This window comes from Lysobacterales bacterium (assembly GCA_019634735.1).
In the GTDB taxonomy this organism is placed as follows: Bacteria; Pseudomonadota; Gammaproteobacteria; order Xanthomonadales; family UBA2363; genus Pseudofulvimonas.
The window spans coordinates 143,872-163,678 of the sequence record JAHCAT010000010.1; the positions used below are offsets into that span (position 1 = coordinate 143,872).

At 69.9% G+C, this 19,807-nt stretch carries 19 protein-coding genes and 1 tRNA gene; 19 read left to right on the forward strand and 1 reads right to left on the reverse strand.

From position 1 onward, the window contains the following. Positions 1 to 312: 312 nt before the first annotated feature. Positions 313 to 1,119 carry an SDR family oxidoreductase gene (locus tag KF823_11040; GenBank protein MBX3726435.1) on the reverse strand — a complete coding sequence of 269 codons (807 nt, stop codon included), beginning with the start codon at positions 1,117 to 1,119 and terminating at the stop codon, positions 313 to 315. A gap of 100 nt (positions 1,120 to 1,219) precedes the next feature. On the opposite strand from KF823_11040, the gene KF823_11045 reads away from it, so the two are divergent. The 19 genes from KF823_11045 (at position 1,220) to KF823_11135 (ending at position 19,462) form a co-directional block, all read left to right on the forward strand. Then, entirely contained in the window at positions 1,220 to 1,687 is a 468-nt protein-coding gene (locus tag KF823_11045) for an acyloxyacyl hydrolase (GenBank protein MBX3726436.1), read from the forward strand. 46 nt (positions 1,688 to 1,733) lie between these two features. Continuing rightward, entirely contained in the window at positions 1,734 to 2,498 is a 765-nt protein-coding gene (gene tpiA, locus KF823_11050) for a triose-phosphate isomerase (GenBank protein MBX3726437.1), read from the forward strand. A gap of 90 nt (positions 2,499 to 2,588) precedes the next feature. After that, positions 2,589 to 3,005: a preprotein translocase subunit SecG gene (gene secG, locus KF823_11055; protein MBX3726438.1), complete on the forward strand. Its 417-nt coding sequence runs from the start codon at positions 2,589 to 2,591 to the stop codon at positions 3,003 to 3,005. Between the two features lie 8 nt (positions 3,006 to 3,013). Next, positions 3,014 to 3,098, forward strand: a tRNA-Leu gene (locus KF823_11060). Positions 3,099 to 3,353: 255 nt separating this feature from the next. Then, on the forward strand, positions 3,354 to 3,710 hold the full coding sequence (locus tag KF823_11065) for an NADH-quinone oxidoreductase subunit A (protein MBX3726439.1): 357 nt from the start codon (positions 3,354 to 3,356) through the stop codon (positions 3,708 to 3,710). Further along, on the forward strand, positions 3,707 to 4,270 hold the full coding sequence (locus KF823_11070) for an NADH-quinone oxidoreductase subunit B (protein MBX3726440.1): 564 nt from the start codon (positions 3,707 to 3,709) through the stop codon (positions 4,268 to 4,270). Before KF823_11065 ends, KF823_11070 begins: the two co-directional genes overlap by 4 nt. Before the next feature lie 11 nt (positions 4,271 to 4,281). After that, the gene (locus KF823_11075; protein MBX3726441.1) at positions 4,282 to 5,016 is read left to right on the forward strand and encodes an NADH-quinone oxidoreductase subunit C; all 735 of its coding nucleotides are present in this window, start codon (positions 4,282 to 4,284) and stop codon (positions 5,014 to 5,016) included. A 2-nt stretch (positions 5,017 to 5,018) separates the two neighbouring features. Beyond that, positions 5,019 to 6,269, forward strand: a complete 1,251-nt coding sequence (locus tag KF823_11080) for an NADH-quinone oxidoreductase subunit D (GenBank protein MBX3726442.1) — start codon at positions 5,019 to 5,021, stop codon at positions 6,267 to 6,269. A gap of 235 nt (positions 6,270 to 6,504) precedes the next feature. Then, positions 6,505 to 7,032 (forward strand): NADH-quinone oxidoreductase subunit NuoE, encoded by a 528-nt coding sequence (gene nuoE / locus KF823_11085; protein ID MBX3726443.1) that lies wholly within the window; start codon positions 6,505 to 6,507, stop codon positions 7,030 to 7,032. An 8-nt stretch (positions 7,033 to 7,040) separates the two neighbouring features. After that, entirely contained in the window at positions 7,041 to 8,375 is a 1,335-nt protein-coding gene (gene nuoF, locus KF823_11090; GenBank protein MBX3726444.1) for an NADH-quinone oxidoreductase subunit NuoF, read from the forward strand. A gap of 220 nt (positions 8,376 to 8,595) precedes the next feature. Beyond that, on the forward strand, positions 8,596 to 10,947 hold the full coding sequence (gene nuoG, locus KF823_11095) for an NADH-quinone oxidoreductase subunit NuoG (GenBank protein MBX3726445.1): 2,352 nt from the start codon (positions 8,596 to 8,598) through the stop codon (positions 10,945 to 10,947). Next, positions 10,944 to 12,005, forward strand: a complete 1,062-nt coding sequence (nuoH, locus tag KF823_11100; protein ID MBX3726446.1) for an NADH-quinone oxidoreductase subunit NuoH — start codon at positions 10,944 to 10,946, stop codon at positions 12,003 to 12,005. Before nuoG ends, nuoH begins: the two co-directional genes overlap by 4 nt. Before the next feature lie 6 nt (positions 12,006 to 12,011). Beyond that, positions 12,012 to 12,500 carry an NADH-quinone oxidoreductase subunit NuoI gene (gene nuoI, locus KF823_11105; GenBank protein ID MBX3726447.1) on the forward strand — a complete coding sequence of 163 codons (489 nt, stop codon included), beginning with the start codon at positions 12,012 to 12,014 and terminating at the stop codon, positions 12,498 to 12,500. A gap of 186 nt (positions 12,501 to 12,686) precedes the next feature. Beyond that, entirely contained in the window at positions 12,687 to 13,304 is a 618-nt protein-coding gene (locus KF823_11110; GenBank protein ID MBX3726448.1) for an NADH-quinone oxidoreductase subunit J, read from the forward strand. After that, entirely contained in the window at positions 13,301 to 13,606 is a 306-nt protein-coding gene (gene nuoK, locus KF823_11115; GenBank protein MBX3726449.1) for an NADH-quinone oxidoreductase subunit NuoK, read from the forward strand. Before KF823_11110 ends, nuoK begins: the two co-directional genes overlap by 4 nt. Positions 13,607 to 14,000: 394 nt before the next feature. Beyond that, complete coding sequence (nuoL, locus tag KF823_11120) at positions 14,001 to 16,055, forward strand: NADH-quinone oxidoreductase subunit L (GenBank protein MBX3726450.1); 2,055 nt, start codon at positions 14,001 to 14,003, stop codon at positions 16,053 to 16,055. A 12-nt stretch (positions 16,056 to 16,067) separates the two neighbouring features. Beyond that, on the forward strand, positions 16,068 to 17,582 hold the full coding sequence (locus KF823_11125) for an NADH-quinone oxidoreductase subunit M (protein ID MBX3726451.1): 1,515 nt from the start codon (positions 16,068 to 16,070) through the stop codon (positions 17,580 to 17,582). Positions 17,583 to 17,592: 10 nt separating this feature from the next. Then, entirely contained in the window at positions 17,593 to 19,032 is a 1,440-nt protein-coding gene (nuoN, locus tag KF823_11130) for an NADH-quinone oxidoreductase subunit NuoN (protein MBX3726452.1), read from the forward strand. Positions 19,033 to 19,051: 19 nt separating this feature from the next. Continuing rightward, positions 19,052 to 19,462, forward strand: coding sequence for a hypothetical protein (locus tag KF823_11135; protein ID MBX3726453.1), 411 nt, complete (start codon positions 19,052 to 19,054; stop codon positions 19,460 to 19,462). Positions 19,463 to 19,807 lie beyond the last annotated feature (345 nt).

The window sequence follows — 19,807 nt, forward strand, 5'->3', positions numbered from 1 at the left end:
AGGGTGCAAAGATCAGGGCGCGGAGATCAGGGCGCAAGGATCAGGGCATGGAGAACAGGCTCCGGAGGAGGAGCGAGATCCACGTTCATCCACCCTCCGGGCTGACTGATGTCGGATCCCGGCCCCCTCCGACAACCAGGCCATCCCCGTGACAACCGCGTGCCGCCCGTGCGACGGCACCGCACTTCTCCCCTCCCCCGCGTGCGGGGGAGGGGCGGGGGAGAGGGCCGGCGCTGGCCGTGACCTGCACCCTGGCCCGACGACCGACCGGCCGCCTGCCGACGCCTTGCAGCGTGCAGCCTGCACCCGGCCTCAGCGGCCCTGCACCCGGAACTGCGCGGAGCGGCGCGCGGTCATGCGCAGCAGCAGGCGCTCGGGCAGCAGCTTGGTCATCAGGTGGATGGCCTTGTACTGCAGGCCGCTGATCTGGACCACCTTGCCGCGCAGCACCGCGTCGATGCCCTCGCGGGCGACGCGATCGGCCTGCAGCCACATCCAGGACGGCAGCCGGTCCATGATCGGCCGGCTGCCGTTGACGTCGTGGAACTCCGACCAGGTGAACCCTGGGCAGACCGCGCTGGTGTGCACGCCGCGCCCGCGATACTCCAGGGCCAGCGATTGCGAGAACCTGATCAGGAAGGCCTTGGCCGCGGCGTACAGCGTGTGGCCTGCCGAGCCCGGGATCAGGCCGGCCACCGAAGCGACATTGACGACGTGGCCGCGACCCCGCGCCAGCATGCCCGGCAGCAGCAGCCAGGCCAGTTCCACCGGGGCCCCGACCATGATGCGCAGGAACCGCGCATGGGTTGGCCAGTCGGCATCGAGCAGGTAGCCCGGCACGCCATAGCCGGCGTTGTTGACCAGCATCTCCACGGCGACGCCGCGGCGCTCCAGTTCGGCGGCCAGCAGGGCCGGCGCCTCCGGCTGCTCGAGGTCGGCAGGCAACACCGTACAGCGGGTGCCATGGCGCTCCACGAGCTCGGCGGCGAGGGTCTCCAGGCGCTCGACCCGTCGTGCCGTCAGCACCAGGTCGTAGCCGCGCGCCGCCAGGTCGCGGGCGAACGCAGCGCCGATGCCGGCCGAGGCGCCGGTGACCAGGGCGGTGGGTCGATTGTCCATGTCGTGTGCTCCACTGCCGCCCGGATGGCGCAGCCAGGGGATGGTACTCGACGCACGCAGGCAAGCTTGGCACACTCGCGCCCCGGCTCCGGATGACGACATGTATACGCTGCCCCTCAGGCGTACCGCCCTTGTTGCCGTTTTCGTCGTTCTGCTCGGCGGACATGCCGGGCCGATCCGTTCCGAGTGGCAACTGGCTGGCGGTCTGGCCGACGAGATCGACGACGACCGGGCGCCGGTGGTGACGCTGGGCTGGCTCAGCGGGCATCGCTTTCCGGTCGAACTGGTAGGCGGTTACATCGGCCCGCGCCAGACCCGCAACCAGCGGATCGAGGAGACCCTGTTCCTGGGCGCCGACCTGCGCTGGATTGGGCGAGGGTGGTTCCTGGGTGGCGGCATCGCCGCGGTCGGCGAGACCAGCGAGGTGCTGAGCAGCGACTGGCAGTTCATGACCCTGGCCGGGCTGCGCCGGCAGCGTCTGGTGCTGACCCTGCGCCACCTGTCGAATGCCGGGACCGGTGGCCGCAACCGCGGCGAGACGTTCCTGACCGCCGGCTGGGCTTGGTAACCTGCGCGACCGCGCCGCTGCCGGCGCCGACCGGAGGAGGTTGACGATGCGCACGCCCGTGGTGGCAGGCAACTGGAAGATGCATGGCGACCTGGCCCTGACCGGTGCGCTGGTCGCGGCTGCGGCATCCGCGGCCCGGGGCGCTGCAGGCGTCGAGGTGCTGGTGCTGCCGCCGGCCGTGCTGATCCCGGCCGCCGCCGCCGCTGCGCAAGGACGCCTGGCCGTCGGCGGCCAGGACCTCAGCCGGCACCGGCAGGGTGCCTACACCGGCGAGCTGTCCGGGGCGATGCTGGTCGAGGCCGGCTGCAGCCACGTGCTGGTCGGTCATTCCGAGCGGCGTCAGTACCACGGCGAGGACGATGCCCTGGTGGCGGCCAAGTTCCAGGCCGCCCAGGCGGCCGGCCTGGTGCCGGTGCTGTGCGTGGGCGAAACCCTGGACGAGCGTGATGCCGGCCGCACAGGCGAGGTGGTCACGCGCCAGCTCGGGGCCGTGCTGGCGGCCGCCGGCGTCGGCGCCCTGGCAGGCGCCCTGCTGGCCTATGAGCCGGTCTGGGCGATCGGCACCGGCCGGACCGCCAGCCCGGAGCAGGCCCAGCAGGTGCATGCCCTTCTGCGTAGCGAAGTCGAGCGGCAGGATGCTAGAATCGCGGCCGCGCTTCGCATCCTGTACGGCGGCAGCGTCAAGCCCGACAACGCCGCCGGCCTGTTCGGGCAGGACGATATCGACGGCGGGCTGGTCGGCGGCGCTTCGCTGGTCGCGGAGGATTTCTCGGCGATCATCGCGGCCGCTGCGGGCAGGACGAAGCCCTGACCGGCGCCCCGGCGCCGGAGCGGGCGCGCGGTCGCGCCTCCACCTTTTTCCGCCCTCCGCAGACGACGCGGCGGGCAAGGATCGAAAAAAATGCTGTTCACGCTTCTGATGGTGCTCTACGTGGTGCTGGCGATCTTCATGATCGGCTTCATCCTGATCCAGCGCGGCGCCGGCGCCTCCGCCGGCTCCGGCTTCGGCGCGGGCGCGTCGGCGACGGTGTTCGGCGCCCGTGGCGCCGCCTCCTTCCTGACCAAGGCCACCAAGTGGCTGGCGATCTCCTTCTTCGTGCTGACCCTGGGCATGGCGATGTACGTGCAGCGCACCGGCTTGGTCAGCACGCGCGCGGCGGCCGGCGATGCCGGCGTGATGTCCGGCCTCGAGGTGCCGGCGGCGCCGGCGCCGCAGCAGGCGCCGGCTGGCGATGTCCCGGTCGTCCCGGTCCAGGCGCAGCCGGAAACGGCCGCCGATCCGGTGCCGGAGCCGGCCCAGGAAGACGACGGCAACTGATTGATTTCGCGGATGTGGTGGAATTGGTAGACACGCTATCTTGAGGGGGTAGTGGCGCAAGCTGTGTGGGTTCGAGTCCCACCATCCGCACCAATGAACGCCAGGCCGGCGCTTCATCCGGCCCTGGCAAGCGACACCGGAATCGCCGCCGACCTCGGCGGCGATTTCGCACTGGCGGCGGCCCGGCATACGGTCCGCATGCCGCAGGACCGGCGGGGCAGGGATCGTGCCGCCGGCCGCCCCGGCCTCGACGGGGGCAGGACATGGGATGCCCGGGCCAGGGATGGTGCGGGTCGTGGTCAGGGATGATCGACGCTGATGTGCCGGCAGGCCGGCGCGGAGGTTGCAGTGCTAGCTGAGTACTTTCCCATCGCGGTGTTCCTGGGCGTCGCCACCGGCCTGGGCCTGGTCCTGCTGGCGATCGGCCAGCTGATCTCGCCGAAGCGTCCGGAAGCCGAGAAGGGTTCGCCCTACGAGTGCGGCTTCGAGGCCTTCGAGGATGCCCGCGCCCGTTTCGACGTGCGCTACTACCTGATCGCGATCCTGTTCATCGTGTTCGATCTGGAAATCGCCTTCCTGTTCCCCTGGGCGCTGGTGTTCGACGCCATCGGCATGGAGGCGATCATCGCCATGGCCGTGTTCCTGGGCATCCTGGTGATCGGCTTCGTCTACGAATGGAAGAAGGGGGCGCTGGAATGGGAATGAGCGACCACCGGACCCCGGACGCCGCCGTCTCCACCTCGTTCTGGCGCAATCCCGAACCGACCGGCATCGTCGACGACATCCTGCGGCCCGACGGGCTGCTCGCCGAGCAGGGCTACACCACCACCACGCTGGAGGCGCTGGTCGCCTGGGCCCGTACCGGCTCGATGTGGCCGATGACCTTCGGCCTGGCCTGCTGCGCGGTCGAGATGATGCACGCCGGCGCGGCGCGCCTCGACCTCGACCGCTACGGCGTCGTGTTCCGGCCCAGCCCGCGCCAGTCCGACGTGATGATCGTCGCCGGCACCCTGGTCAACAAGATGGCCCCGGCGCTGCGCAAGGTCTACGACCAGATGCCCGACCCCAAGTGGGTGATCTCGATGGGCAGCTGCGCCAATGGTGGCGGCTACTACCACTATTCCTACGCCGTGGTCCGCGGCTGCGACCGCATCGTGCCGGTGGACGTCTACGTGCCCGGCTGCCCGCCCACGGCCGAAGCGCTGATCTACGGCATCCTGCAGTTGCAGAAGAAGATCCGGCGCGGCAACACGATCAGGCGCTGAGGAGTGCAGGCGTGACAGACGCGAACAGCGACGGCCTCGGCGGCCGTCTCCAGGCACACTTCGGCGCCCGCCTTCTGGGCCTGGCCGAGGCGGGCGGCGAGACCACCATCGAACTGGCGCCCGGCGACTGGGACTCGGCCTGCCGGGAACTGCGCGACGCCTTCGGCTTCGAGCAGCTGGTCGACCTGTGCGGTGTCGACTACCTGGGCTACGGCGAGGGCGAGTGGGACGTCTCCGACGTCAGCGCCGAGGGCTTCTCGCGCGGCGTCGAGGGCATCGCCGGCCCCGGCCGCTTCCGCTGGGAGGACCGCCCGGCCGCGGCCACCGCGCCGCGCCGCTACGCGGTGGTCGCCCACCTGCTGTCGGTGTCGCGCAACCTGCGCCTGCGCATCCGCTGCTTCGCGCCCGACGACGCGTTGCCGGTGGTTCCCTCGCTGTGCGAGGTGTGGCCGGGCGTCAACTGGTTCGAGCGCGAGGCCTTCGACCTGTACGGCGTGGTCTTCGAGGGCCATCCGGACCTGCGCCGCATCCTCACCGACTACGGCTTCATCGGCCACCCGTTCCGCAAGGATTTCCCGCTGATCGGCAACGTCGAGGTCCGCTACGACCCGGAGAAGGGCAGGGTGGTCTACGAGCCGGTGACCTCGGTGGAGCCGCGCGTCGGCGTGCCGCGCGTGGTCCGCGACGACGCCCGTTTCGAAACCGCCCGCGCCGAGTCGGTCGCGCGCCGCGCTGCCGGGGACTGAACATGGAGATCCAGAGCTACACCATGAACTTCGGGCCGCAGCATCCGGCGGCCCACGGCGTGCTGCGCCTGGTCCTGGAGATGGAGGGCGAGACCGTGCTGCGCGCCGACCCGCACGTCGGCCTGCTGCACCGCGCCACCGAGAAGCTGGCGGAATCCAAGCCGTTCAACCAGTCGATCGGCTACATGGATCGGCTCGACTACGTGTCGATGATGTGCAACGAGCACGCCTACGTGCGCGCCATCGAGGCCCTGATGGGCATCGAGGCGCCGGTGCGCGCCCAGTACATCCGCACGATGTTCGACGAGATCACCCGCATCCTGAATCACCTGATGTGGGTCGGAACCAACGGCCTCGACCTCGGCGCCATGGCGATGTTCCTGTACGCGTTCCGCGAACGCGAGGAACTGATGGACTGCTACGAGGCGGTCAGCGGCGCGCGCATGCACGCCACCTACTACCGGCCCGGCGGCGTCTACCGCGACCTGCCCGACGCCATGCCGCGCTACCGCGAGTCGCCCTGGCACAAGGGCAAGGACGTCAAGCGCCTGAACGCCTGGCGCGAGGGCAGCCTGCTCGACTACCTGACCGCGTTCACCGACGACTTCCCGAAGCGCGTCGACGAGTACGAGACCCTGCTCACCGACAACCGCATCTGGAAGCAGCGCACGGTCGGCATCGGCGTGGTCTCCCCGGAGCTGGCGCTGGCCTGGGGCATGACCGGCCCGATGCTGCGCGGCTCGGGCATCGCCTGGGACCTGCGCAAGAAGCAGCCCTACGCCATGTACGACCGGGTCGACTTCGACATCCCGGTCGGCGTCAACGGCGACTGCTACGACCGCTACCTGGTGCGCATCGAGGAGATGCGCCAGTCCAACCGCATCATCCGGCAGTGCCTGGACTGGCTGCGCGCCAATCCCGGCCCGGTGATGCTGGACAACTACAAGGTCGCGCCGCCGTCCCGCGCCGAGATGAAGGACGACATGGAAGCGCTGATCCACCACTTCAAGCTGTTCACCGAGGGCTATTCGGTGCCGGCCGGCGAGGTGTACAGCGCGGTCGAGGCGCCCAAGGGCGAGTTCGCCGCCTACCTGGTCAGCGACGGCGCCAACAAGCCGTTCCGCCTGAAGCTGCGTGCCCCCGGCTTCGCACACCTTTCCTCGATGGACGCCGTGGTCCGCGGCCACATGCTGTCCGACGTGGTCGCGATGATCGGCACCTACGACGTGGTGTTCGGGGAGATCGACCGATGATTCGGATGGCGTCCGTCACGGTACCGGGATCTTCGGGTCCGGGACCGGGGACCGGGGACCGGGGACCGGACAGGAACTGCCGCTCCTGGGTGCTCAGCGCCCGCGCCCCGGTTGGGGCAGCGCGGAATGCGCGCCGGTCTGCCAACGTCGTCGCGATGCCCGCCTTTCCCCGGTCCCCGGTCCCCGGTCCCCGGTCCCCGATCTCCACCAAGCCTCAGCGCTCCGAGGGTCGCGCATGAAAGCCACCGGCAACTTCGAAGCCGTCAAGGACGTCGACCCGGCGCAGGTGCTGTCGGCCGGTACCCGTGCCCACATCGATCACTGGCTGGCCAAGTTCCCGCCCGACCGCAAGCGCTCGGCGGTGATCCAGGGCCTGTTCGCCGCGCAGCAGGAGAACGGCGGGCACCTGACCGACGAGCTGATCGCCGCGGTCGCCCGTTACCTCGAGATTCCGCCGGTCTGGGCCTTTGAGGTCGCCAGCTTCTACTCGATGTTCGAGCTGGCGCCGGTCGGCCGCCACAACGTCGCGATCTGCACCAACATCTCGTGCTGGCTGAACGGCGCCGAGGACATCGTCCGCCATTGCGAGGGCAAACTGGGCGTGCGCCTGGGCGAGAGCACCGCCGACGGCCGCATCTACCTCAAGCGCGAGGAGGAGTGCCTGGCGGCCTGCTGCGGCGCGCCGATGATGGTGGTCGACGGCCACTACCACGAGAACCTGACACCGGCGAAGGTCGACGAGATCCTCGACGGTCTGGAGTGATGGCAAGCATGGCGCAGCACGAATCCCGCGGGCCGGTCGGCCCGGCCCCCCAGGCCCACAACGTCGTCTACACGACGCTGCACTTCGACACGCCCTGGAGCTACGACAGCTACCTGAAGGCCGGCGGCTGGCAGGCCTGGCGCAAGATCCTCGCCGAGAAGCCGGACCCGGCCTGGGTGATCGACCAGGTCAAGGCCAGCGGCCTGCGCGGCCGTGGCGGCGCGGGCTTCCCTACCGGCCTGAAGTGGAGCTTCATGCCGCGCAGCGCGCCCGGCCAGAAGTACATCCTGTGCAACTCCGACGAGTCCGAGCCGGGCACCTGCAAGGACCGCGACATCCTGCGCTACAACCCGCACGCGGTGCTCGAGGGCATGGCGATCGCCTGCTACGCCACCGGCTCCACGGTGGCCTACAACTACATGCGCGGCGAGTTCCACCACGAGCCCTTCGAGCACATCGAGCAGGCCCTGAAGGACGCCTACGCGCACGGCTGGCTGGGCCGCGACATCCAGGGCTCGGGCATCGACGTCGACATCCACAACGCGCTCGGCGCCGGCGCCTACATCTGCGGCGAGGAAACCGCCCTGATGGAATCGCTGGAGGGCAAGAAGGGCCAGCCGCGCTTCAAGCCGCCGTTCCCGGCCAACTTCGGCCTGTACGGCAAGCCGACCACCATCAACAACACCGAGACCTACGCCTCGGTGCCGGCGATCCTGCGCAACGGCGCGCAGTGGTTCCTGGAACTGGGCAAGCCCAACAACGGCGGCGCCAAGGTGTTCTCGGTGTCCGGGCACGTCGCCCGACCGGGCAACTACGAGGTGCGCCTGGGCACGCCGTTCGCCGACCTGCTGGAGCTGGCCGGCGGCATGCGCGGCGGGCGCGCCCTGAAGGCGGTGATCCCCGGCGGCTCGTCGATGCCGGTGCTGCCCGGCGAGGTGATGATGGGCTGCACCATGGACTACGACTCGATCCAGAAGGCCGGCTCCGGCCTGGGTTCGGGCGCGGTCATCGTCATGGACGAGACCACCTGCATGGTGCGCGCCTGCCAGCGCATCGCCCGCTTCTACTACGCGGAGTCCTGCGGCCAGTGCACGCCCTGCCGCGAGGGCACCGGCTGGATGTACCGGATGCTGACCCGGATCGTCGAGGGCAAGGCGACCCTCGCCGACGTCGAGATGCTGCGCGAGGCCGCCGGGCAGATCGAGGGCCACACCATCTGCGCCTTCGGCGAGGCCGCCGCCTGGCCGGTGCAGGGTTTCCTGCGCCACTACTGGCACGAGTTCGAACACTACGTGCGCCACGGCCGCTCGATGGTCGCGGGCGCGGTGGGGGTGGCGGCATGAGCTGCGCGATCGCCTGTAGGGGTCTTGCAGTCGGGACCGGGGACCGGGGACCGGGGACCGGTTTCCGCCGGCACGACATGCTTCGCCCTGATCTGCAGCGCTCGACGAGCGTCGGCTCGCCCGATCCGATCCGGCTGACGGCAGCGACGCACCTGCGGCTGCCTGTTTCCCGGTCCCCGGTCCCCGGTCCCCTGTCCCCCATCACCCACGAGGTGCGCCGATGAGCGCGCAAACCGGCCTGCCGCAGCAGGACCTGGTCACCATCGAAGTCGACGGCCGCCCGGTCGCGGTGCCCAAGGGCAGCATGATCATCCAGGCGACCGACAGCATCGGCGTGCCGGTGCCGCGCTTCTGCTACCACAAGAAGCTGCCGATCGCCGCCAACTGCCGGATGTGCCTGGTCGAGGTCGAGAAGTCGCCGAAGCCGATGCCAGCCTGCGCGACGCCGGTCATGGACGGCATGAAGGTGTTCACCCGCTCCGAGCGGGCGCTGAAGTCGCAGCGCAACGTCATGGAGTTCCTGCTGATCAACCACCCGCTGGACTGCCCGATCTGCGACCAGGGCGGCGAGTGCGAGCTGCAGGACGTGGCGATGGGCTACGGCCGCTCGGTCAGCCGCTTCGCCGAACGCAAGCGCGTGGTCGCCGACGAGGACCTGGGACCGCTGATCGCCACCGACATGACCCGGTGCATCCACTGCACCCGCTGCGTGCGCTTCATGACCGAGATCGCCGGCACCACCGAGCTGGGTGGCATGGGACGCGGCGAGCACCTGGAGATCGGCACCTACGTCGGCAAGTCCATCGAGTCCGAGCTGGGCGGCAACATCATCGACGTCTGCCCGGTCGGCGCCCTGACCAACAAGGTGTTCCGCTACCGGGCCCGGCCCTGGGAGCTGGTCGCCCGCGAGTCGGTGGGCTACCACGACGCCCTGCATTCCAACCTGTTCCTGCACGTGCGCCGCGGCGAGGTGCTGCGCACGGTGCCGCGCGACAATGAGGCGGTCAACGAGACCTGGCTGTCCGACCGCGACCGCTGGTCGCACCAGGGCCTGTACGCGGCCGACCGCGTGACCGCGCCGCTGCTGCGCCGCGACGGCGTGCTGCGCGAGGTCGACTGGCCGACCGCACTGGCGCACGCCGCCGATCTGCTGCGCGACGCGCCGCTCGGCCAGACCGGCTTCCTGGTCGGACCGGCGACCTCCTGCGAGGAGGGCACGCTGCTGGCGCGTCTGGCCCGCCACCTGGGCTGCCGGGGCATCGACCACCGCCTGGGCCAGGTGGACTTTTCCGACGACGGCACCACGCAGGCCCAGGCAGGCTCGGCGCTGCCGCTGGCCGACATCGAAGGCGCCGGTGCCGTGGTGCTGGTCGGTTGCGACCCGCATCGCGAGGCGCCGCTGCTCGGTCATCGTGTGCGCAAGGCCGCGCGCAACGGCGCGGCGGTGGTGTCCGTCAACCCGGTCGACTTCGCCGCCACCTATCCCCTGGCCGGACGGCGGATCGCGGCGCCGTCGGCCCTGGTCGGCCGGCTCGCCCGCCTGGCCGGCGCGGTCCTGTCGGCTGCCGGCAAGCCGGCGCCGTCCTGGCTGGCGGCCCTGGCCGGCGGCACACCCGATGCCGACGACCAGGCGCTGGCCGGCGTGCTCGCCGGCCGCCCCGGGGCCGTGGTGATCGTCGGCGACCAGGCCAACCGCAGCGGCCAGGCCGCGGCGCTGCGGGCGCTGGCGCGACTGCTTGCCGATGCCCTGGGCGGCGCCTGCAACGTCATGCCGGCCGGCAGCAACGGCGTCGGACTGGCGCGCAGCGGCGTGCTGCCGGCGGCGGCCGATGGCACCGCAGGCGCCCAGCTCGAGAAGCCGCGCCCGGCCTACGTGCTCTACAACGCCGAACTGCTCGATTTCGCCGAGCCGGCCCGCGCCCGTGCGGCGCTGCGCCAGGCGCGCACCATCGCCTTCTGCGCGCATGCCGGCGAGGCCCTGCGCGAGGTCGCCGAGCTGGTCCTGCCGATCGGCCTGCTGCCCGAGATCGACGCCACCCTCGTCAATGTCGATGGCCTGCACCAGCAAGTGGTGGCCGGCGGCCGGCTGCCGGGCAGCGCGCAGCCCGGCTGGCGCCTGCTGCGCGCCCTGGCCGAGCTGGTCCAGGCCCCGGGCTTCGAGTTCGAGGACCTGGCCGGTCTGCGCGCCACCCTGACGCTGGAGGCCGCAATGCCCGCGGGCGGCGCGGCGGTGACCGCGCCGGCGGCGCCCGCCCCGGGTGGCGAGGGCCTGGAGCGCATCGCGGTGCTGCCCCTGTATCGCGTCGATGCCGTGGTCCGGCGTGCGCCGGCCTTGCAGGCGACGCCGCTGTCCCGTCCGCCGGCGATCGCGCTGGCGCCCGCCGAGGCCGAGCGCCTGGGGCTGGCCGACGGCCAGCCGGCGCTGGCCAGCGCCGGCGGCGCAAGCGTGCAGCTGCCGGTGCGGATCGATCCGGCCCTGCCCGAGGGCGCGGTGGCCGTCGACGCCGGATTCGAGCAGACCGCCGCGCTGCCCGCCGCCGGCCGGCTGCGCATCGAGGGAGTACGGCCGTGATCGAGGCGATCCGAGAGTTCTTCCTGGGCTTCGGGGCGTTCGGCCTGCTGCTGTGGACCCTGGTCAAGATCCTGGCCATCGTCCTGCCGGTGGTGCTCGGCGTCGCCATGTACGTGCTGTTCGAGCGCAAGGTGCTGGGCTGGATGCACGTCCGCCATGGCCCGGTGTACGTGGGCCGGATCTTCGGCATCGGCTGGATCCAGCCGTTCGCCGACGTCGTCAAGCTGCTGCTCAAGGAAGTGGTGCGGCCGACCAACGCGCACGGCTTCCTGTTCTACCTGGCGCCGATCCTGGCGCTGGCGCCGGCGCTCGCCGCCTGGGCGGTGGTGCCGTTCGACGACGGCGTGGTGCTGGCCGACATCAACGCCGGCCTGCTGTACCTGCTGGCGATGACCTCGATGGGCGTGTACGGCATCATCCTGGCCGGCTGGGCGTCGAACTCCAAGTACGCCTTCCTCGGCGCGATGCGTTCGGCCGCCCAGGTGGTCAGCTACGAGATCGCCATGGGCTTCGCCCTGGTCGGCGTGCTGGTCGCCGCCGGTTCGCTCAACCTCAGCACCATCGTCCAGGCCCAGGACGGCCCGGGCGGCGCGCTCAACTGGTTCTGGCTGCCGCTGTTGCCGCTGTTCCTGGTCTATTTCATCTCAGGCGTCGCCGAGACCAACCGCGCGCCGTTCGACGTCGCCGAGGGCGAGTCGGAGATCGTCGCCGGCTTCCATGTCGAATACGCGGGTTCCGCGTTCGCGCTGTTCTTCCTGGCCGAATACGCGAACATGATCCTGATCGCCTTCCTGACCGCCGTGCTGTTTATGGGCGGCTGGTTGTCGCCGTTCCCGGAGAGCGTGCCGGTGCTGGGCGTCGACGGCTGGTGGTGGCTGGCGGTGAAGGCGGTGTTCTTCATGTTCACCTTCCTCTGGCTGCGCGCGACCTTCCCGCGCTACCGCTACGACCAGATCATGCGCCTGGGCTGGAAGGTGTTCATCCCCATCACCATCGTCTGGATCCTGGTCGCCGCGCTGCTGGTGCACTACGGCGTCCTGGTCCAGCAGCAGGCGTAATCGACCATGTCCCGGCTGATCCACTACTTCAAGAGCCTGATGCTGCTGGAGCTGTTCCAGGGCATGGGCCTGACGCTGCGGTACTTCGGCAAGGCCAAGTACACCATGCACTACCCGGAGGAGAAGATCCCCAAGTCGCCGCGCTTCCGCGGCCTGCACGCGCTGCGCCGCTACCCGAACGGCGAGGAGCGCTGCATCGCCTGCAAGCTGTGCGAGGCGGTCTGCCCGGCGCTGGCGATCACCATCGACTCCGAGCAGCGCGCCGACGGCAGCCGCCGCACCACGCGCTACGACATCGACCTGTTCAAGTGCATCTACTGCGGCTTCTGCGAGGAGAGCTGCCCGGTCGACTCGATCGTCGAGACCGACATCCACGAGTACCACTTCGAGAACCGCGGCGAGAACATCGTGACCAAGCCGCAACTGCTGGCGATCGGCGACCGCTTCGAGGCGCAGATCGCCGCCGCGCGCGCGTTCGACGCGCCGTATCGGTGAGGGGGGCGGGATGGCCGTGACCGGGATGCTTGAGGTGTGGGGACCGGGGACCGGGGACCGGGGACCGGGCAGAAGCCTTCAAGGCCATTGTCCGCGTACTTCCCGCCGGCATTCATTCCGGTCCCTGGTCCCCGGTCCCCGGTCCCCGGGCACCGCTCCCACTGCAAAGGACTGACCGTGGACGTGATCGTCAACAACATCGAACTGATCGCCTTCTACCTGTTCGGCGGCGTCTGCGTCGCGGCGGCGCTGGCGGTGATCACCGTGCGCAACGCGGTGCACGCCGCGCTGTTCCTGGTGCTGACCTTCTTCAGCGCCGCCTGCGTCTGGCTGCTGGCGCGCGCCGAGTTCCTGGCGATCGCCCTGGTCCTGGTCTACGTCGGCGCGGTGATGGTGCTGTTCCTGTTCGTGGTGATGATGCTCGACGTGCGCACCGAGCGCACCCGCGAGGGCTTCATCCGCTACCTGCCGGTCGGCATCCTGGTGGCGGTGGCCATGCTGATGCAGATGATCGCCCTGATCGGCGTGCGCCGCCTGGCCGCGCTGCCGCAGCCGGCGCCGGTCCCGGCCGGCCACTCCAACACCGAGGCGGTCGGCATGGCGCTGTTCACCGACTACGTGCTGCCCTTCGAGATCGCCGCGGTGATCCTCACCGTCGCGATCATCGCCGCCATCGCCCTGACCCTGCGCCGTCGGCCGGGCACACGCCACCAGGACCCGTCCGCCCAGGTGCGGGTGCGCCGCGAGGACCGCGTGCGGATCGTCTCCATGCCCGCCGAGCCGCGCCGGGAGGTGTCGCCGTGATCACCCTCAGCCACTTCCTGGTGCTCGGCGCGGTGCTGTTCTGCATCAGCGTCGCCGGCATCTTCATCAACCGCAAGAACGTCATCATCCTGCTGATGGCGATCGAGCTGATGCTGCTGTCGGTGAACTTCAACTTCATCGGCTTCTCGCGGTTCCTGGGCGACATCGACGGCCAGGTCTTCGTGTTCTTCATCCTCACCGTCGCCGCCGCCGAGTCGGTGATCGGCCTGGCCATCCTGGTCGTGCTGTTCCGCAACCGCGCCACCATCAACGTGGCCGAGCTCGACCGGATGAAGGGCTGACCATGGTTCGGAACTTGACGATCGGCGGACTGGCGCAGCGCTGCCCTGTCTGGGCGGGGGACCGGGGACCGGGGACCGGGGACCGGGATGTCCCCGGCATCCGCGTGCTCACGCGCTCCGGGCGCACAGGTATCCCGCTGCGCCGCCTGCACCTGTCCACATCCGCGCCGCACCGCGAGCTTGCCGCGCTTTCCGGTCCCCGGTCCCCGGTCCCCGGTCCCCGCTCCGGCATCCGCGTGCCCACGCGTTCCGGGCGCACGGGATTCCCGCTGCGCCGCCTGTACCCGTCCGCATCCGCGCCGCACCGCGATCTTGCCGCGTTTTCCGGTCCCCGGTCCCCGGTCCCCGGTCCCCGCTCCGGCACCCTTGCCCCGCTCCAGCCTGGAGATTCGGCGTGATCAGCCAGTCCATCCTCCTGACCATCGTCCTGGCGCCCCTGCTCGGCGCCATCGTCGCCGGGCTGTTCGGCCGCCAGGTCGGCCGCGTCGGCGCGCATACCGTGACCATCGCCGGCGTCGCGCTGTCGTGCGCGCTTTCGGGCTGGGTTCTCTACCTGCTGTCCTGGGGCGGCGCCGAGACCTTCAACGAGAACGTCTACACCTGGTTCGAGGTCGGCGGGCTGAGCGCCCACGTCGGCTTCCTGGTCGACCGCCTGACCGCGATGATGATGGTGGTGGTGACCTTCGTGTCCCTGCTGGTGCACGTCTACACGATCGGCTACATGGCCGGCGACCCCGGCTACCAGCGCTTCTTCAGCTACATCTCGCTGTTCACCTTCTCGATGCTCATGCTGGTCATGAGCAACAACTTCCTGCAGCTGTTCTTCGGCTGGGAGGCGGTCGGCCTGGTCTCCTACCTGCTGATCGGCTTCTGGTTCAAGCGGCCGAGCGCGGTGTTCGCGAACCTCAAGGCGTTCCTGGTCAACCGCGTCGGCGACTTCGGCTTCCTGCTCGGCATCGCCTGCGTCGTCTACTTCTTCGGCACCCTCGACTACGCCCAGGTGTTCGCCAACACCGGGCTGATCGAGAACCGCACCATGTCGCCCTGGGGCGAGACGCAGTGGCAGGTGGCGACAGTGATCGGCATCCTGCTGTTCATCGGCGCCATGGGCAAGAGCGCCCAGGTGCCGCTGCACGTGTGGCTGCCCGACTCGATGGAGGGCCCGACCCCGATCTCGGCGCTGATCCACGCCGCGACCATGGTCACCGCCGGCATCTTCATGGTCGCCCGGATGTCGCCGCTGTACGAGCTCAGCGAGGTCGCGCTCAGCACGGTGCTGGTGATCGGCGCCACCACGGCCCTGTTCACCGGCCTGATCGGCATCGTCCAGAACGACATCAAGCGGGTGGTCGCCTACTCGACGCTGTCCCAGCTCGGCTACATGACCGTGGCGCTGGGCGCCTCGGCCTACTCGGCGGCGGTGTTCCACCTGATGACCCACGCCTTCTTCAAGGCCCTGCTGTTCCTGGCCGCCGGCTCGGTGATCATCGCCATGCACCACGAGCAGGACATGCGCCACATGGGCGGCTTGCGCCGGAAGATGCCGGTGACCTGGATCACCATGCTGATCGGCACCCTGGCCCTGGTCGGCACGCCGTTCCTGTCCGGCTTCTACTCCAAGGACGCGATCATCGAGGCGGTCAAGTACGCGGACCGGCCGGGCGCGACCTACGCCTACTGGTGCGTGCTGATCGGCGTGTTCGTGACCGCCTTCTACAGCTTCCGGCTGCTGTACCTGACCTTCCATGGCAAGCCGCGCTACACGGTGCAGGCGGCGACGCACGGCCACGGCCACCACGATGACGGCCATGCGCACGACGACGGCCACGACGACCACGGCCACCACACACCGGGCGTGCTGGCCCACGCGCCGCACGAGACCCCCTGGGTGGTCACCCTGCCGCTGGTGCTGCTGGCCATCCCCTCGATCGCCATCGGCTTCCTGACCGTCGGCTCGATGCTGTTCGGCAACTGGTTCGGCCCGGCCATCCAGGTCGCGCCGGGCAACGACGTGCTGGCCCAGTTCGGCGAGCATTTCCACGGCGCCACCGCGTTCGCCCTGCACGGCTTCGTGACCCCGGCGTTCTGGCTGGCCTTCGCGGGCTTCGCCCTGGCCACCTTCCTGTACCTGTTCCGCCCGGACCTGGCCGCTTCGGCGCGGCGCGGCTTCGGGCCGGTGGTCCGGCTGCTGGAGAACAAGTACTACGTCGACCACCTGTACCAGGCGGTGTTCGCGCGCGGCAGCCTGCTGCTGGGCCGCGCGTTCTGGCGCGGCGGCGACGTGGCGGTGATCGACAACGGCCTGGTCAACGGATCCGCCCGCCTGGTCGGCGCGGTCGCCGCGCAGGTCCGCAGGTTCCAGACCGGCTACCTGTACCACTACGCCTTCGCCATGATCGTCGGGCTGATCGTGCTGCTCGGCGCCTTCGTCCTGTACGGCAACCGATAACGACGACACGACATGAGCTCCTGGCCTCTTCTCAGTCTGCTGATCTGGTTGCCGATCCTGGGCGGCTTCGCCGTCCTTGCGGCCGGCCCGCGCCTGGCGCGCCCGCTGACCCTGCTGATCGCCGCGCTGGTGATGGCGCTGTCGGTGCCGCTGTACCTGGGCTACGACGCCGCCGCCACCGGCATCGACACCATGCAGTTCATCGAGCGCCACGTGTGGATCGCCGCGATCGGCGCCCAGTACGCGCTGGGCGTCGACGGCATCTCGGTGACGCTGATCCTGCTCACCGCCTTCGTCACCGTGCTGGTGGTGCTGGGCGCCTGGCAGTCGATCAAGGATCGCCCGCACCAGTACCTGGCCGCCTTCCTGATCCTGGAAGGTTTCATGATCGGCGTGTTCTGCGCGCTCGACGCCCTGCTGTTCTACGTGTTCTTCGAGGGCATGCTGATCCCGATGTTCATCATCATCGGCATCTGGGGCGGCCCGAACCGCGTCTACGCGACCTTGAAGTTCTTCCTGTACACCTTCCTCGGCTCGGTGTTCATGCTGCTGGCGCTGATCTGGCTGTACCTGCAGGCGGGCACCTTCGACCTGTACGTGCTGTCGCGGCTCTCCGGCATGGACCTGGCCACCCAGAGCTGGCTGTTCTTCGCCTTCCTGGTCGCATTCGCGGTCAAGGTGCCGATGTTCCCGGTGCACACCTGGCTGCCGGACGCCCACGTCGAGGCGCCGACCGGCGGCTCGGTGGTGCTGGCGGCGATCATGCTGAAGATCGGCGGCTACGGCTTCCTGCGCTTCACCCTGCCGATCGTCCCCGACGCCGGGCAGGAGTGGGCGTGGCTGGTGATCGCGCTGAGCCTGGTGGCGGTGGTCTACATCGGCTTCGTCGCCCTGGTCCAGCAGGACATGAAGAAGCTGATCGCCTACTCGTCGATCTCGCACATGGGCTTCGTGACCCTGGGCATCTTCATCGCCTTCACGCTGCTGCGCATCGACGGCAACGAGATGGGCGCCCAGCTCGCGCTGTCCGGCGCCATGGTGCAGATGATCTCGCACGGCTTCATCTCCGGCGCCATGTTCACCTGCGTCGGCGTGCTCTACGACCGCATGCACAGCCGCATGATCGGCGACTACGGCGGCGTCGCCAACGTGATGCCCTGGTTCGCCGCGCTGTTCGTGCTGTTCGCCATGGCCAACAGCGGCCTGCCCGGCACCTCCGGGTTCGTCGGCGAGTTCATGGTGATCCTGGCGGCGTTCCAGGCCAACGTCTGGGTCGCGGCGCTGGCCGCGCTGACCCTGGTGATCGGCGCCGCCTACACGCTGTGGCTGGTGCGCCGGGTGCTGTACGGCGTGGTCGCCAACGACAACGTCCGCGCCCTGACCGACATCAACGGCCGCGAGGCCCTGGTGCTGGGTGCCTTCGCCGCCGCCGTGCTGCTGTTCGGCATCTGGCCGCAGCCGCTGACCGCGCTGATGGAGAACTCCATCGGCCACGTCGCCCAGCTCCTGCTGGCGACCAAGCTCTGAGTCCGACGCGATGATCTTCGCCCACGCCGACCTCGACCTGATCCTGCCCGAGCTGGTGCTGCTCGGCGGCACCCTGCTGCTGCTGATGGTCGACCTGTTCGTCCGCCAGCAGGGCCGCTGGCTCACCCACACGCTGTCGGTGCTGCTGCTGCTGGCCACCGGCGCGGTGGTGATCGCCCAGGGCATGACCCTGGACGCGGTCGCCTGGTCCGGCACCTACCAGCGCGACGTCCTGGCCGCGGTGCTGAAGGTCGCCATCTTCGGCATCAGCGCGCTGTGCCTGGTCTACGCTCGGCCCTACCTGGCCGACCGCGGCCTGTGGGCCGGCGAGTTCTACAGCCTGGTGCTGTTCGCCGCCCTGGGCATGTCGATCCTGGTCTCGGCCGCCAGCCTGATCACCATCTACCTGGGCCTGGAGCTGATGGCCCTGTCGACCTACGCCCTGGTGGCGCTGGACCGCGACAACGGCCGCGCCTCCGAGGCGGCCATGAAGTACTTCGTGCTGGGCGCGCTGGCCTCGGGCATGCTGCTGTACGGCATGTCGATGCTGTACGGCGCCAGCGGCACCCTTGAGCTGCGCGCGATCGCCGCGGCGCTGGGCAGCAACGACGCCAGCAACGCGCTGCTCGCCTTCGGCCTGGCCTTCGTGGTGGTCGGCCTGGCCTTCAAGCTGGGCGCCGCGCCCTTCCATATGTGGCTGCCCGACGTCTATCAGGGCGCGCCCACCGCGGTCACCACCTTCATCGGCTCGGCGCCCAAGCTGGCGGCGTTCGCGATGGCCTACCGGCTGCTGGAGACGGCGCTCGGCGGCCTGTCCGACCAGTGGGGCGACATGCTCAGCCTGCTCGCGGTCGCCTCGCTGGCGGTCGGAAACCTGGCGGCGATCATGCAGAGCAACCTCAAGCGCATGCTCGCGTACTCGACCATCTCGCACGTCGGCTTCCTGCTGCTCGGCCTGGTCCAGGGCACCCCGGCCGGCTACGCCGCGGCGCTGTTCTACGCGATCGTCTACGCGCTGATGTCGGCCGGCGCGTTCGGCATGATCCAGTGGCTGGCCCGGCGCGGCTTCGAGGCCGAGGAGATCTCCGACCTGCGCGGCCTGCACCAGCGGGCGCCCTGGGCGGCCTTCATGATGCTGCTGTTCATGGCCTCGCTGGCCGGCGTGCCGCCGCTGGTCGGCTTCTTCGGCAAGCTGATGGTGCTGAAGGCGGTGATCGACGCCGGTCGCATGTGGCTGGCGGTCAGCGCGGTGGTGTTCGCGGTGATCGGCGCCTGGTACTACCTGCGCGTCATCAAGGTCATGTACTTCGATCCCCCCGAGGGCGCCGACGCCATGCCCTCGCGCGATGCCGGGATCAGCTTCGGGTTGTCGGCCAATGCCCTGGCGCAGCTCGGCCTGGGCCTGTACTGGGGCCCGCTGATCGCCTGGTGCCTGCGCGCCTTCGCCTGAGCCCGACCGGAGAGCGACGATGAACGAGATCCATGTGCCGGTGTCGTTCGGCGAGCTGATCGACAAGATCACCATCCTCGAGATCAAGTCCGAGCGCATCGGGGATCCTGCCAAGCTGGCCAACGTGCGGCGCGAGCTGGACGCGCTGAACGCCACCTGGCAGGCCTGCCCGGCCGCCGCCATCGACATCGCCGCCGCTCGCGCCGAACTGAAGGCGGTGAACGAGCGGTTGTGGGTGATCGAGGACGATATCCGCCTCAAGGAGGCCGACCAGGCCTTCGATGCCGAGTTCGTCCGCCTGGCCCGTTCGGTGTATTTCGAGAACGACGAGCGCGCGCGCATCAAGCGCGAGATCAACACCGCCCTGGGTTCGACCCTGGTCGAGGAGAAGTCGTACAAGGACTACCGCGGCGGGCGTCCGGCGCCCTGAGCGCGATCTGCTCCCCTCTCCGCATGGGAGAGGGGCTGGGGGCGAGGCCCGTGCTGGCCATGACCTGCATCGCTGCCCGACCCGCTTTGCTCCCCTCTCCCTCTGGGAGAGGGGCCGGGGGAGAGGGCCCGCGCTGGCCATGATCTGCATCGCTGCCGGACGCGCTCTGCTCCCCTCTCCCTCTGGGAGAGGGGCCGGGGGAGAGGGCCGGGGCTGGCCATGACCTGCATCGCTGCCGGTCCGGGCTGTCCGGGTTTCCCGGCAACGTGTTGCTGCGTCGCCCGCGTGCGGGAGCCGTCCCTGGCGTTTTCGTCGCACATCCCTGTGCGCCGAGCTACTTTCTCC

What these genes read in the sequence shown, in the direction of transcription:
- KF823_11040 (MBX3726435.1), bottom strand. Translation starts at nt 1,119, where the DNA reads ATGGACAATCGACCCACCGCCCTGGTCACCGGCGCCTCGGCCGGCATC.
- KF823_11045 (MBX3726436.1), top strand. Translation starts at nt 1,220, where the DNA reads ATGTATACGCTGCCCCTCAGGCGTACCGCCCTTGTTGCCGTTTTCGTC.
- tpiA (MBX3726437.1), top strand. Translation starts at nt 1,734, where the DNA reads ATGCGCACGCCCGTGGTGGCAGGCAACTGGAAGATGCATGGCGACCTG.
- secG (MBX3726438.1), top strand. Translation starts at nt 2,589, where the DNA reads ATGCTGTTCACGCTTCTGATGGTGCTCTACGTGGTGCTGGCGATCTTC.
- KF823_11070 (MBX3726440.1), top strand. Translation starts at nt 3,707, where the DNA reads ATGAGCGACCACCGGACCCCGGACGCCGCCGTCTCCACCTCGTTCTGG.
- KF823_11080 (MBX3726442.1), top strand. Translation starts at nt 5,019, where the DNA reads ATGGAGATCCAGAGCTACACCATGAACTTCGGGCCGCAGCATCCGGCG.
- nuoE (MBX3726443.1), top strand. Translation starts at nt 6,505, where the DNA reads ATGAAAGCCACCGGCAACTTCGAAGCCGTCAAGGACGTCGACCCGGCG.
- nuoF (MBX3726444.1), top strand. Translation starts at nt 7,041, where the DNA reads ATGGCGCAGCACGAATCCCGCGGGCCGGTCGGCCCGGCCCCCCAGGCC.
- nuoG (MBX3726445.1), top strand. Translation starts at nt 8,596, where the DNA reads ATGAGCGCGCAAACCGGCCTGCCGCAGCAGGACCTGGTCACCATCGAA.
- nuoI (MBX3726447.1), top strand. Translation starts at nt 12,012, where the DNA reads ATGTCCCGGCTGATCCACTACTTCAAGAGCCTGATGCTGCTGGAGCTG.
- KF823_11125 (MBX3726451.1), top strand. Translation starts at nt 16,068, where the DNA reads ATGAGCTCCTGGCCTCTTCTCAGTCTGCTGATCTGGTTGCCGATCCTG.
- nuoN (MBX3726452.1), top strand. Translation starts at nt 17,593, where the DNA reads ATGATCTTCGCCCACGCCGACCTCGACCTGATCCTGCCCGAGCTGGTG.
- KF823_11135 (MBX3726453.1), top strand. Translation starts at nt 19,052, where the DNA reads ATGAACGAGATCCATGTGCCGGTGTCGTTCGGCGAGCTGATCGACAAG.